The organism is Amycolatopsis sp. NPDC051071, from assembly GCF_040682875.1.
Classification (GTDB): Bacteria; Actinomycetota; Actinomycetes; order Mycobacteriales; family Pseudonocardiaceae; genus Amycolatopsis.
On sequence record NZ_JBFBBY010000020.1, the window covers coordinates 1 to 13579 of the forward strand.

Below are 13579 nucleotides of genomic sequence, written 5' to 3' on the forward strand. Positions count from 1 at the left end.
AGTGATTTGGGTCGTTAGAACGACCCAAATCACTCACGACCTCCTCAGAACAGCGTCGGCACGATCGCGTCGATCAGATGCGGTCCCGGCTCGGCCAGCGCGCGCTGGAACTGTTCGGCCAGTTCCTCCGCGGTCGTCGCCCGTGTCGCGGGAACGCCCATGCCCTCGGCGATCTTGGCGAAGTCCATATCCGGCCGCGAAAGGTCGAGCAGTTCGTTCGCCTTGGGCCCGCTGGCGTCCGCGCCGACACGCTGCAACTCCAGCCGCAGGATCGCGTACGCGCGGTTGTTCAGCAGGACCGTGGTGACGTTGAGGTTCTCCCGCGCCTGCGTCCACAGTGCCGAAATCGTGTACAGCGCGCTGCCGTCGGACTGCAGGTTGATCACCGGCCGGTCCGGGGCGGCGACGGCCGCGCCCGTGGCGACGGGCATGCCGTAGCCGATCGCGCCGCCGGTCAGCGTCAGCACGTCGTGCCGCGGCGCACCCGCGGTCGCCGTCGGCAGCAGCAGACCGGAGGTGTTCGCCTCGTCCGCGATGATCGCGCCCTCGGGCAGCAGCGCGCCGATCACCTCGACCCAGTTCTGCGGCGTCAGCGGTCCCGACGGCAGCGCCGGCCGGGCAGCTTCCTGGAGCACCGGTTCCGTCTCCGCCGCGACGAGGTCCGCGACCTCGTTCAGCGCGCGGGTGACGTCCTGCGCGATGTCGGCCAGGACGTGGACTTGCGCGCCTTCGGGGACGAGATCGCTCGCCTTGCCCGGGTACGCGAAGAACGACACGGGCGCCTTCGTCCCGGCGATGATCACGTGCTTGATCCCGTCGAGCTGGTACGCGACCTGCTCGGCGAGGTAGCCCAGCCGCTCGATCGTCGGCAGGCCTTCGCCGCGTTCGAGCCGCGAAGGGAACGTCTCGACGAACGCCTTCACCCCGGTCGCGGTGGCGATCCGGCTGGTCGCGCGCAGCCCGGCTTCGCGGCAGGCCCCGCCGCCGACGAGGAGCGCGACGGGTTCACCGCCCTTCAGGATCTCGGCGATGTTCTTCACCGTCGTCGCGTCGACGGCCTGCGGGATTCGTGGCGGGATGGGAGCGCAGGTCTCGCCGCCTTCACCCCAGGACGCGTCGGCCGGGAGAATCAGTGTCGCGATTTGCCCGGGGGAGTCCTGGGAGGCCGCGACCGCCGCGGCGGCGTCGGCGCCGACGTCCTTCGTGTGTTCGGAGCGACGGACCCAGCCTTCGAGTGAACCGGCGACGGCCTCGATATCCGATTCGAGCGGGGCGTCGTACTGCTTGTGGTAAGTCGCGTGATCGCCGATCACGTTGACGATCGGGGTGTGTGCGCGGCGCGCGTTGTGCAGGTTCGCCAGCCCGTTCCCGAGACCGGGGCCGAGGTGCAGCAGTGTCGCGGCCGGTTTGCCGGCGATCCGCGCGTACCCGTCCGCGGCACCGGTGACGACGCCTTCGAACAGGCCGAGCACGCCGCGCATCTCGGGCACGGTGTCGAGTGCGGCGACGAAATGCATCTCCGAGGTGCCGGGATTGGAAAAGCATACGTCGACGCCACTGTCGACGAGCGTGCGGATCAGGGACTGGGCGCCGTTCATCTCACTCACTTTTTCAAGCCCTCTCAGCGGAAAAGAACGCCGGGGTTGAGGATCCCGGCCGGGTCGAAGCTCTCTTTGATCCGGCGCATCAGCGCGATCTTCGCCGGGTCCTCCAAGGCGAGGAAGTACTCGGACTTGGTCTGCCCGAGGCCGTGCTCGCCGGAGATCGCGCCGCCGAGTTCCATGCCGAGCGCGAAGATGTCGGTCAGCAGTTTCTTCCGCTTCTCCGGGTCCTTGCAGAAGATGCCGAGGTGGACGTTGCCGTCACCGGCGTGCCCGCAGCCGAGCGCGCCGGCTTCGCGCGAAAGCGCCATTTCCCTGGTCCGGCGCAGGAATTCCGGCATGGCCGCCCGTGGGACCACCACGTCGATGACGTCGTCGGCGCCGACCGCCTTGGCCGTCCAGAACGCTTTCTCGCGGGCCTCGATGAGCTTGCGCGCGGAGCCGCCTTCGAGCACGTAGACGTCCATCGCACCGAGATCGCCCAGCAGGCCGCCGAGCTCTTCGATGTCGGCGTGCAGCCGGTCGTTGTCACGGTTCTCCAGCGCCACCACCAGATAAGCCTGCGCGGAATCGCGGATGCCGTCCGGGACACCGAGGCTGAGTTTCTCGTTGTAGCTGATCGCGGCGAGGGTCAGGTTGTCGATGTACTCGACGATATGCGGTGCGAGCCCGCTGGAGATGATCTTCGGGACGACGGTCATCACCTCGTCGAAGGTCTCGAACGGGGCCAGCACTGTCGCGCCGTGCGGCAGCCGCGGATACAGCTTCACGATGACCTCGGTCGCGATCGCGAGGGTGCCTTCGGAGCCGATGATCAGCTGGGTCAGGTCGTACCCGGTCGAGACCTTCGAGGTCTTGCCGCCCGTCCGGATGATCTCGCCGGTCGGCAGCACCGCCTGCAGGCCCACGACGTTGTGCCGCGTGACGCCGTATTTGACCGCGCGCATACCACCCGCGTTCGTCCCGACGTTGCCGCCGACACTCGCGCTCAGCTCGCCGGGGTAGACGGTGTAGCCGAGCCCGGCCTCAGCGGTCTTCTCGTCCAATTCGGACAGTGTGACGCCGGGCTGGACGATGGCGACGTGGTTCTCGGTGTCGATCTCCAGTACCGCGTTCATTCGCTCGAAAGAGATGACGAGACCGTCTTCGCGCGGCCGCGCGGCACCCGAAAGGCCGGTGCCCGAGCCGCGCGCGGTGACCGGGACGCCGAACTCGCCCGCCGCCTTGAGCAGCTCCGCGACCTCCTCGGCGCTCCCCGGTTTCGCCAGGTGAGCGGGCTGCTGCGGGGCGGCCGTCAACGCCTCGTCGTGTGCGTAGTCCTCGGGGATCACTTCGCCTGAAAGCAGATTCGTGTCCCCGACGATCTCGGCGAACCGTGCCGCAACATCGCCCATCGACAGCCCTTCCTCACGCGTCCTTGCCTGGTTACCGAAGCGTAGTACGTAGCGGGCGGCCGTGGCCATGAAACCTTTTCATGTTTGCCGGTCACAACCTCGCGACAACCTCGTTCGGCTACGCATGTCGCAAGCGGGCCTTCCGGCGGCCCGCCGGAAGGGGTGGACGCTCGATGGGATCAAGAATGAGACGGATCGGGACGCTGGGGGCGGCGCTCGCGGTCGCGTTCGGGCTCGCGGTACCGGCGGCCGAAGGCGGGGAAACGGGCTGCACGACGCCCGTCGTGAACGTCAGCGGTGTCAGTCAGGCCGAGGGAACGAGCGCCGGGTACACCACCTTCCTCTTCACCGCTTCCGTCGCCGACGGCGGTTGCGCTCCGCAGGGTTCGGTCGAGTACCGGACGATCGAGGGCAACGGCTCGCCGGTCGATCCGGCGTTCGTCGCCAAGGAGGGCGCCGACTACGCGCCGGGCGCCGGCACGCTGACCTGGTCCGGCCGGACGGATCCGCAGACCGTCGCGGTCAAGGTCCGCGCCGACTCCGGTGCCGAGAACGACGAGATGTTCTCCCTCCTGCTGTACGGCGAGAAGGGCGTGCGGATCGGGCACAGCGTCGGCGTCGCCTGGGTGGCCGATGACGACTCGGTCAAGACCTCACCACTGCTCACCACCCAGGATGGCGAGATCTGCTGGTCGATGCCGCTCGGCTACGCGCAGGGCACGTCCTGCAAGGTGCCGATCGTCCTCTCCCGGCCGTGGGCGGGGCCGCTCACGATCCGCTACCGCACCGAAGGCACCGGCCACGTGCCCGTGAAGGACGGGATCGTCACCATCCAGCGTGGTGAGACGCGGGGATACGCCGAGTTCACGCTCCTGCCCGGCGAGCAGGTTGGGAAGGCCCGGGTCGAGTTCTTCCAGCCCTCACAAGGGAAGCTCGTGTACGCGATTTCGAATGTGGTGATCAGCCCCGGCCGGTGACCAGGTCGGCGTCGGACGTCGCGTTCGCCCGCCGGTAGAGCTCGACAGCTCTGGCCCAGTGGGCGGCCGCGGCGGCCGTGTCACCGCAACGCGCCTCGAGGTCGCCGAGGTCCCGGTGCAGGTGAGCCTCCTCGTAGGGATCCGGTACCCCGGCCCGGACCGCGAGGCCGCGTTCAAGGTTCTCCCGCGCCGCGGCCAGATCTCCGAGCCCGAGGCAGGCACGGCCGAGCCGGTCGAGTGCGGCCGCCTCACTGTGCCGGTTCCCGACGTCCCGGCTGATCAGCAGCGCCTGATCGAAATCGTTCCGCGCGGCTCGGAAGTCCCGGCGGGAAAGGTGGACCTGGCCGGCGTGCAGCAGGGATTCCCACTCCTGCCACCGGTCGCCGATCGCCTGTGACGCGGCCAGCGCCTTGCCGAGGTGTTCCAGCGCGACGTCGTGATCGCCGAGTTCTTCGTAAGCCTCGCCGAGGGTGTCCAAGGTGGCGGCCTCCAGGCGGGCGTTGCCGAGTTCGCGGAAAGTTTCCAGCGCGGCCATCAGCGGACCGAGGGCGTCCATCGCCTGGCCTCGGCGGATGTAGGCGTGGCCGAGGTTGCGCTGGGACAGCGCCCGCCCGAGCCGGTTGCCTGCCGAGGTGCACCGTTCCACCGCGAGCTGGTACGCGGTGATGGCCTCGTCGAACCGGCGTAGCGCGGCGTAGGCGTTCGCGGTGTTGTTGTAGATATGCCCTTCGCCTTCGAGATCACCCGCCGCGCGGGCGGCCTTCAAGGCGCGGGCGTTGGTTTCGAGCGCGTCGGTCAGCCTGCGGGTCATGAAGTACGCGGCGCCGAGCGCGCGCAGCATTTCCGCTTCCGCCAAGGGATCGGCGAGTTCGGCGGCGGCCGCGGCACCTTCGCGGCAGAGTCCGATCCGCTCGTTCCAGCCACCCGTGGTGTCGTAGAAACTGGTGAGCAGATAGGTCAGCTGCCAGGCGGCGGTGTTGCGGCCGTGCTCGCGCGCGAACCGCACCACGGGCAGCAGATTCGCGCGTTCGGCACTCAGGAACGCCAGCGCCGCATGCCTTTTCGCCGGGAACGGCCGCTGGGGCGCGGGGTGGCGCAACGCCGGGATGACCAGATCGCGGTTCGGGTCGATGATCCGGTTCGCCTCGGCGGCCATCTGCAGATACCAGTCGACAAGCCGGTCCGCGGCTTCGGCCCGGCTCGCCGTCGTCTCGTCGGCACGGGCGCACGCGACGGCGAATTCGCGGATCAGGTCGTGGAAGCGGTGACGGTCCGGGCCGGCCGGGGTGATCAAATGCGCGGCGGACAGCGCGGCGACCGCGGCCCGGCCCGCCTCGGGCGGCACCCCGCACAGCGCGGCACCGAGAGCCGAACTGAATGACGTCCCCGGCGTCAGCCCGGACAGCCGGAACAACTGCGCGGACGCGTGGTCCAACGGCAGGTAGGCGCTCGCGAGCACGGTCCGCACGGTCCGTGAATCCCCTTGGACGGCAAGGGTTTCCAGACGCCCGACGCCGGTCAGCTCGCGGGTGAGCTCGGCGATCGGCCGTCCCGGTTCCCCGGACAGGCGTGCGGCGGCGATCCGCAGCGCCAGTGGCATCCCGTCGCACAGCCTGGCCAGCCGCGCGGCCTGCTCGGGTTCACGGGCGACCCGCTCGGCGCCCAGCACGCGGGTGAGCAGGGTCATCGACTCCGGATCGGCCAGCGCGTCGAGCGCGAGCACGTGGACGGCGTGCCTGCTGCCCAGCGCGGCCAGGGTCTGCCTGCTGGTCACGATCAGCATCGTCCTCGCCGTGCCGGGAACGAGCGGCAGGATCTGGTCGACACCGCCCGCGTTGTCCGCGACGATCACACACCGCTTGCCGTGCAGGAGCGAGCGGAAGAGTGCGGCGCGTTCGGCCGTCGCGTCGGGCAGCCGATCGTCGGGAAGGCCGAGACCACGCAGCAGATGGGCGAGCGCGTCACCTGGCGGAAGCGCTTCGTGCGGGTCGTGCCCGGCGAGGTCGAGGAAGAGCTGGCCGTCGGGAAAGCGATCGGCGATGCGGTGCGCCCACTGCACGGCCAGCGCGGATTTACCCATACCCGCCGCGCCGGAGACGACCACGACCGGCCGCTCGGGTTCGTCGAGAAGCCGGTCCAGCGACGCGAGTTCGTGCAGCCGTCCGGTGAAGTGCCCGACGCGGGCGGGTAGTTGCGCGGGTGCGGTGCCCCGCGTTGGCGCGTCGAGTTCGGGCGCTCGGCGCAGGATCGACGTATGCAACGCGACCAGCTCCGGGCCGGGGTCGACACCGAACTCCTCGGCGAGCCCCCGGCGCACGGACTGGAAGGTTTCGAGCGCTTCGGCATGTCTTCCGCAGCGATGCAAGGCGAGCATGTGCAGTGCGGCGAGCCGTTCGCGATGAGGATGTTCGGCCCGGAGGCGCGGCAGTTCACGCAGGACCTCGTCGTGCTCCCCGAGCCGCAGTTCGGCTGCCCAGAGTTCTTCCCAGGCGGACAGCCGCAGTTCCTGGAGACGCTCGACCTCGCGGAGTCCCCAGCCGTCGAGTTCGGCGTCCGCGAAGGCCTCGCCGTGCCAGAGCCGCAACGCCTCGCGCAACGCGGTCACCGCTTGTCCGGGGGTGTCCCGCTGAGCGGCACGTAGTTCTTCCTCGAAGCGGAGCGCGTCGACAGAGGACGGCGCGACCGTGAGGACGTACCCGGGTTTGCGGGTCAGCAACACCGGCGGGAACCCGCAATCCTCCAGCGCCTGCCGGATCCTGGCGACGTGGCTGTGCAGGGTTTTCACGGCCGTCCGGGGTGGATCCTCGCCCCACAGCACGTCGACCAGCCGGGGGATCGGCACGACGGTGCCCGCGTGCAGGGCGAGAACGCCGAGCACGGCTCGCTGGCGGGCGCCGTGGAGCTCCGCCCGCCCGGTGGGGCCGATCGCTTCGACCGGGCCCAGCACCCGCAAATCCCCTGGCCCGGGCACGCTGCTCCCTCCGGCATGTGACCTCGGTGAGCGTATCCGGGTGGGGACCGGCCGAAATCGGCCAATTAGGGCACACGATCTCGACAACCGCGCCACAACCGGCCTGATCGACGGTCAGTGGGTCGAATGTTTCGCCCAAGGAGGGAAACATGATCAGCAGGAACCAGCGGCGCCGGAGAACCTTGATCGCCTCGGCCGCACTGGCCGTCGCGACCTTGTTCGCAGGTGTCGCACCGGCGGTGCAGGCCGCACCGGAAGCTCGCAGCGACGTCTTCATCCGGGACAACGGAAACGACTACGGGTACGAGGCCTCGTCCGGCTCGCTCTACTCTAGTCCCGACATCCGGGTGTGCTTCTCGGCGACGATCTTGTGCGCCACCGACGACCCGATCGTCCAGGGCGGCAACGCCTTCATCCACGTCACCCTGAACCGCCCCGGCCCGTACGGGGACGGACTTGAAAACGGGAACCTGCAGGTCTGGTACACCGCGCAAGGCACCGTGGCGCAATGGCCGAACCAGTGGAACTACATCGGCACGGCCGCCAACGTCGCCGTGCCCTACGGCACCAAAACGGTCGTCATACCGTGGCATGTCCCGATCGGCTCGCACTTCTGCCTGCTGGCCCGGTGGCTCTCGCCGACCGACCTGCCGACGGAGGGCCTGAGCACGTCCACCAACACGCGGAACAACAACAACATCGCCTGGCACAACGTGAACGCGGTCCCGCTCAAGATCAAGGTCCCGCAAACCCGGCCGATCGTGTTCGGCTGGGACGGCCGTGAGCCCACGGTGGTCGGCGACATCGTCTTCGCCCAGCCGGGCAAGCCGTTCACCGGCCCGGGCCGGATCACCATCGACCTCGGTCCCGACCTCGCCGCACGCTGGCGGGCAGGCGGCGCGAAGGGTGAAGGCATCGAACGGGTCGGCGAGACCGAACTGGCCATTGTGAACCCGCAGCAGGCCAGGATCAGCGGGCTGACGTTCAAGTCGGGCGAGCAGGTGCCCGCGAAGCTCAGTTTCACCGCCGGTGCGGAGGCGGCCGGTGGGAAGTACACCGTCCACGTGACTCAGGTCGACCAGCGCGGTAACGAGGTCGGCGGCGTCGAGTATCGGATCACCGCCGCTCAGTAAAGCGAGGGAGGGGTGCCGGCTCGGGGGCGGTGCGGGTGGGGAACCCGCATCGCCCCCGAGCTTTTTACGCACGTGCGAACGAAAGCGTCTCGCCCTCGACGCCACGCAGCCAGAGGTCCTGCGCGGCTTCCGCCATTTCGGCCAGTCCCTCTTCGATCGTCGCGAACACGTTGCCGGGCACCCAGCCCGCGTCGCCGTTGATCAGCAGGTTGTTGCGCCCGTAGAAGATCGCGAGATCGGTCGCGCCCTGGTCGCTGTGCGCCTCGCTTTCTTCGTCATAGCCGTACGCCGGATTGCCGATCTCCCACGCCTCGAAGCCGAAGTACACGACATCGCCCGGAATCGGGGTCACCGTGGGGTTTTCGCGGCCCGGTTTGGGCTCGGCGAACGGCGGCACGAGGGTGTAGACCTCGTTGCGCGCGTACTTCGCGTGGTACGCGGAACCGCTCTGCGGCAACGAGTCCCACACCGCACGGCAGGTCCGCGGGGCCTCGGCGTCGAGCAGCCGGGCCCGGCAGGACACCCCGCGCTTGTCGAGAGTGATCGTGATGTAGCGGGCCATCACTCGACCTCCGCCACGACGTCACCCCAGATCCGCAGCGCCTCGTCGACCTGCTCGGTGTCGACGATCAGCGGCGGTACCATCCGGACGACGTTCATGTACGCCCCACACGTCAGCAGCAGCAACCCGTTGGCGGAAGCGGCTTTCTGCGCCGCCTGTGCTTTCGCGGTGTCCGGTTCGCCGTCCGGGGTGGTGAATTCGGAGCCGACCAGCAGTCCCAGCCCGCGGACATCGCCGATCGAGGGTGACTTGTCCGCGATCACCCGCACGCCTTCGAGCAGCTGTCGTCCGCGCTCGGCGGCGTTCTCGACCAGGCCCTCCCGCTGAATCACCTCCAGTGTGGCGATCGCCGCCGCACAGGCCACCGCGTTACCGCCGTAGGTCCCGCCTTGGGAACCGGGAAGTGCCTTCGCCATCAGTTCCTCCGACGCGGCGATGCCCGAGATCGGGAACCCGCTCGCGAGGCCCTTCGCGATGAGCACGATGTCCGGGCGCACCCCGAAGTGGTCGTGCCCCCAGAACTTGCCCGTCCGGCCGAAACCGGTCTGGATCTCATCCATCACCAGCAGGATCCCGTGCTTGTCCGCGCGTTCCCGGATCCCGGCGAGGAACTCGGGGTTCGCCGGGACGTACCCGCCCTCGCCGAGCACCGGCTCGATGAAGAACGCGGCCGTCTCGTTCGGCGCGCAGACCGTCGCGAACAGGTAGTCAAGTTCCCGCAGGGCGAATTTCGTCGCGGTCTCCTCGTCCCAGCCGTAGTGGAAGGCGTACGGGAAGGGCGCGACGTGCACACCGGACATCAGCGGCGAGATCCCGGCACTGAACCGGGTACCCGACGTCGTCATGGTCGCCGCCGCGACCGTCCGGCCGTGGAACCCGCCCTGGAAGACGATGACGTTGGGCCGCTTGGTCGCCTGCCGGGACAGCCGCAGGGCCGCTTCGACAGCCTCGCTGCCCGAGTTCGCGTAAAAGAGGGAATCCAGCCCCTCAGGCAGCACACCACCCAGCTTCTCGGTCAGGTCCAGCATCGGCTTGTGCATGACCGTCGTGTACTGCCCGTGGATGAGCTTGCCGATCTGCTCCCGCGCGGCGCTCACCACATGCGGGTGGCAGTGACCCGTGCTGGTTACGCCGATACCGGCGGTGAAATCGAGGTGACGTTTGCCATCGGTGTCGTAGAGGTACACCCCTTCACCGTGGTCGACCACGACCGGCGTTGCCTGCTTGAGCAGCGGTGATAGCTGGGCCATGGGCTGCGCTCCTAGGTCGGCTGAGCTGTTGTCGATTGTTGACAATATCCATAGCATGGCGTTCGGGACAACAAGGAGGAGCGTTGGGATGAGCTCGATCAGTGAGGCCGGCGTAGTCGCGGCTGTCGACAAGGAACTGTTCATCGGCGGCAAGTGGGTTCCCGCCACGGGCGGGAAGTCTTTCCCCGTTCTCGACCCCTCGACAGGCGAAGCCCTGTGCGAGGTGGCCGACGCGTCACCGGCGGACGGCGTCAGCGCACTCGACGCCGCCGTCGCCGCACAGGCCGACTGGGCGAACGTCGCCCCACGCGAACGCGGCGAGATCCTGCGCCGCGCCTACGAGCTGTTGATCAAGCGCGCCGACGAACTCGCGTTGCTGATGACCCTCGAGATGGGCAAGCCGCTCGCGGAGTCGAAGGGCGAGATCACCTACGCGGCCGAGTTCTTCCGCTGGTTCGCGGAGGAGGCCGTCCGGATCGACGGTGGCTTCGCCGTCGCACCCAACGGCAGCGGCCGGTTCCTGGTGACGAAGCAGCCCGTCGGGCCGTGCCTGCTCATCACGCCATGGAACTTCCCCATGGCGATGGGCACCCGCAAGATCGGCCCCGCGGTGGCGGCCGGCTGCACGATGGTCATCAAACCCGCCGCCCAGACCCCTCTTTCGATGCTGGCCCTCGCGGCGATCCTCGCCGAAGCAGGGCTGCCGGAAGGAGTGCTGAACGTGCTCACGACGTCGGACTCCGGCGGCGTGATGGAACCTCTCATCCGGGACGGCCGCGCCCGCAAGCTGTCCTTCACCGGCTCGACCGGCGTCGGGCGGAAACTGCTGGAGCAGTGCGCGGACAAGGTGCTCCGGACTTCGATGGAACTCGGCGGCAACGCCCCCTTCCTGGTCTTCGAAGACGCCGACCTCGACGCCGCCGTCGAAGGCGCGATGACCGCGAAGATGCGCAACATCGGCGAGGCCTGCACGGCCGCGAACCGCTTCTACGTCCAGCGAGGCATCGTCGACGAGTTCTCCCGTCGGTTGACCGAACGGATGGAGGCCCTGCCGATGGGCCGCGGCACCGAGGAAGGTGTCGTCGTCGGCCCGCTCATCGACGAAGCCGCGGTGGAGAAGGTCACCGGACTGGTCGCCGACGCCACCGAACGAGGAGCACGTGTACTCACCGGCGGATCCACTGTGGACCGTCCGGGTAACTTCTACCAGGCCACGGTGCTCACCGACGTGCCCAAGGACGCCCGGCTCGCGTCGGAGGAGATCTTCGGCCCGGTCGCCCCGATCACTCCGTTCGACAGCGAGGACGAGGCCATCGCGGCGGCGAACGACACCGAATTCGGCCTCGTGTCCTATGTGTACACCTCCGATCTGAAGCGGGCTTTCCGGGTTTCGGAACGGCTGGAAGCCGGCATGATCGGCCTCAACCAGGGGCTGGTCTCGAATCCGGCGGCGCCGTTCGGCGGGATCAAGCAGTCCGGACTCGGCCGTGAAGGCGGCACCGTCGGCATCGACGAGTTCCTTGAGACCAAGTACATCGCGGTGGCTCTGTGACTTCTCAAGCACCGATTTCCCAAGCATCGAACGCTCAAGCATCGGCTTCTCCTGTAGTGACTTCTCGAACATCGGCTTCTCCTTATCGGATCGCCGGTATCCCCGGCGACGGGATCGGTGTCGACGTCACGGTCGAGGCTCGCAAGGTCCTCGACCGCGCGGCGGCATCGCACGGTTTTTCGTTGTCCTGGACGGAGTTCGACTGGAGCTGTGAGCGGTACACCAAGACCGGTTCGATGATGCCGGACGACGGAATCGAGCAGCTTTCCCGTTTCGACGGGATCTTCCTCGGTGCTGTCGGCTTCCCCGGTGTGCCGGACCATGTCTCGTTGTGGGGTCTTCTCATCCCGGTGCGGCGCGCGTTCTCCCAGTACGTCAACCTTCGGCCGGTCCGGTTGCTGCCGGGTACCACCTCGGCACTGGCAGGCCGGAGCGCCGAGGAACTGGAGATGGTGATCGTCCGCGAGAACTCCGAGGGCGAGTACTCGGAGATCGGCGGCCGTCACAACCGTGGTCAGCGAAACGAGCTCGTCTTACAGGAATCCGTATTCACGCGGGTCGGTGTGGAGCGGATCATCCGCTACGCCTTCGAACTGGCGAAGACACGGACGGGACGGGTCTGCTCGGCGACGAAATCCAACGGTCTCATCCACTCGATGCCGTTCTGGGACGAGATCTTCCTCGAAATCGCCGCGGAATATCCGGACGTCCACGCCGAACAATGCCATGTCGACGCGCTCGCCGCGCGGATGGTGCAGGCGCCGGAGCGGCTCGACGTCGTGGTCGCTTCGAATCTTTTCGGCGACATTCTGAGCGACCTGGCGGCGGCCGTGACGGGCGGGCTCGGAATGGCGCCTTCGGGCAACATCAATCCATCAGGGGACTTTCCTTCCATGTTCGAGGCGGTGCACGGGAGTGCTCCTGACATCGCCGGGCAGGGCATCGCGAATCCGGTGGCACAGATCCTGGCGGGGGCGATGCTGCTCGACCATCTCGGTGAAACCGTCGCGGCACAAGATGTTCACGCTGCGGTGGAAAAGGTTCTCGAGGAGGCGGTGGTGCGGACCCCTGATCTCGGCGGTAAGTCCACCACCGCCGAACTCGGGTCCGCGGTGGTCGCCGCTCTATCTTGACCCATCCGCATAGAGGCGTGTCAAGTGTGAGCTAGGTATGAATGGTCCATTCATGACTTGGGCCGAGGTCGTGAGTGGTAAATCGTGTTCTGAACCTACTTGCCACTCACGACCCCCCCCCGGATCCGGTGGTGACAGGAACTGTCGTGCGGGACTGTGTGGATGTTGGCTCATCTGACGCGCCAAAATCCACACAGTCACCGAATGCGGTCCGGCGGCGAGGCAGCACACCGCTCGACGGAGGTCCCGTACGCCCCGGTTCGCCGCCGCTCAGCCCCCCGCTCCAGACATCTACCGCGCGTTGCGACAGTGGCTTTCGCAACTCCGACGCGCCACCGCTGCCTCGCCGCTCACGAGGTGACTGCCGGAAACTGGTTGTGAAACGAGATTTCGTTGTGATCAAAGGAGAAAGTCCGGTGTTGGGGCGGGCGTCGCACCTTCTTGTCGGTGCTCCGGTGCACAGTGTCGATCATCGGATTCGACGACTGGAGGAGCACCGATGTGCTGGCATTGCGACAACCCAGGTAAGACCCGCGACGACTACCTTGTCGAGGAGGTCCGCCCGCTGATCCGGCAGTACGGCTGGATGGTGCAGACCGTCGATGGCGGAGGCGTCCAGCCTGCCTACGCGTACACGGTCGGGCTCACCGACGCGGGTATGCCGGAACTCGTCGTCACCGGGTTGAGAGAGCGAAGATCCGGGCAGCTGCTGAATTTCCTTGCCCAGGAGGCGGTCCGGTCGGGTCCGCCGGAACCGGGTGAGGTGCTGCCGGCGGCGGTGGGCTGGCCCGCGCTCGAGGTCGTCCCGCTCAGTGCGCCGTTCGTGCACATGCCCACCGCGGTCCTTCTGTACGGCGAGGATTTCCGTGCCCTGCAAGTGGTCTACGAGGACGAGCACGGAAGATGGCCGTGGGACAGGGAGTTCCGCGGCGGGACCGGCGGGCAGCCGGTGCTGGGAGCGCGGGTCCGTGGCTGAGGCACTTAGTGGTTGGTTTCGGAGGTCCTT

The 13579-nt window shown here is 68.0% G+C and carries 10 protein-coding genes; 5 read left to right on the forward strand and 5 right to left on the reverse strand.

Features of this window, described 5'->3' with window-relative positions:
* Positions 1-44: 44 nt before the first annotated feature.
* Positions 45-1598, reverse strand: a complete 1554-nt coding sequence (locus AB0M65_RS09895; RefSeq protein WP_364024249.1) for an acetolactate synthase large subunit — start codon at positions 1596-1598, stop codon at positions 45-47.
* Between the two features lie 23 nt (positions 1599-1621).
* Positions 1622-2995, reverse strand: coding sequence for an FAD-binding oxidoreductase (locus tag AB0M65_RS09900; RefSeq protein ID WP_364024252.1), 1374 nt, complete (start codon positions 2993-2995; stop codon positions 1622-1624).
* Positions 2996-3180: 185 nt separating this feature from the next.
* On the opposite strand from AB0M65_RS09900, the gene AB0M65_RS09905 reads away from it, so the two are divergent.
* Entirely contained in the window at positions 3181-3972 is a 792-nt protein-coding gene (locus tag AB0M65_RS09905; RefSeq protein ID WP_364024255.1) for a Calx-beta domain-containing protein, read from the forward strand.
* Here AB0M65_RS09905 and AB0M65_RS09910 read toward each other — a convergent pair.
* Positions 3956-6919 carry a BTAD domain-containing putative transcriptional regulator gene (locus AB0M65_RS09910; protein ID WP_364024437.1) on the reverse strand — a complete coding sequence of 988 codons (2964 nt, stop codon included), beginning with the start codon at positions 6917-6919 and terminating at the stop codon, positions 3956-3958. The two genes, AB0M65_RS09905 and AB0M65_RS09910, sit on opposite strands and share 17 nt — an antisense overlap.
* A gap of 173 nt (positions 6920-7092) precedes the next feature.
* Here AB0M65_RS09910 and AB0M65_RS09915 point away from each other — a divergent pair, with 173 nt between their 5' ends.
* The gene (locus AB0M65_RS09915) at positions 7093-8076 is read left to right on the forward strand and encodes a hypothetical protein (protein ID WP_364024258.1); all 984 of its coding nucleotides are present in this window, start codon (positions 7093-7095) and stop codon (positions 8074-8076) included.
* Between the two features lie 64 nt (positions 8077-8140).
* Here AB0M65_RS09915 and AB0M65_RS09920 read toward each other — a convergent pair whose 3' ends face one another.
* On the reverse strand, positions 8141-8638 hold the full coding sequence (locus tag AB0M65_RS09920) for a DUF3830 family protein (protein WP_364024261.1): 498 nt from the start codon (positions 8636-8638) through the stop codon (positions 8141-8143).
* Entirely contained in the window at positions 8638-9888 is a 1251-nt protein-coding gene (locus tag AB0M65_RS09925; RefSeq protein WP_364024264.1) for an aminotransferase class III-fold pyridoxal phosphate-dependent enzyme, read from the reverse strand. Before AB0M65_RS09925 ends, AB0M65_RS09920 begins: the two co-directional genes overlap by 1 nt.
* 88 nt (positions 9889-9976) lie before the next feature.
* Here AB0M65_RS09925 and AB0M65_RS09930 point away from each other — a divergent pair, with 88 nt between their 5' ends.
* From AB0M65_RS09930 to AB0M65_RS09940, 3 genes are all read left to right on the forward strand, one after another.
* Positions 9977-11440 carry an NAD-dependent succinate-semialdehyde dehydrogenase gene (locus AB0M65_RS09930; protein WP_364024267.1) on the forward strand — a complete coding sequence of 488 codons (1464 nt, stop codon included), beginning with the start codon at positions 9977-9979 and terminating at the stop codon, positions 11438-11440.
* A 56-nt stretch (positions 11441-11496) separates the two neighbouring features.
* A complete protein-coding gene (locus AB0M65_RS09935; RefSeq protein WP_364024270.1) occupies positions 11497-12573 on the forward strand; it encodes a tartrate dehydrogenase in 1077 nt (358 codons plus the stop codon).
* Positions 12574-13072: 499 nt separating this feature from the next.
* Positions 13073-13549 carry a DUF4262 domain-containing protein gene (locus AB0M65_RS09940; RefSeq protein WP_364024272.1) on the forward strand — a complete coding sequence of 159 codons (477 nt, stop codon included), beginning with the start codon at positions 13073-13075 and terminating at the stop codon, positions 13547-13549.
* Positions 13550-13579 lie beyond the last annotated feature (30 nt).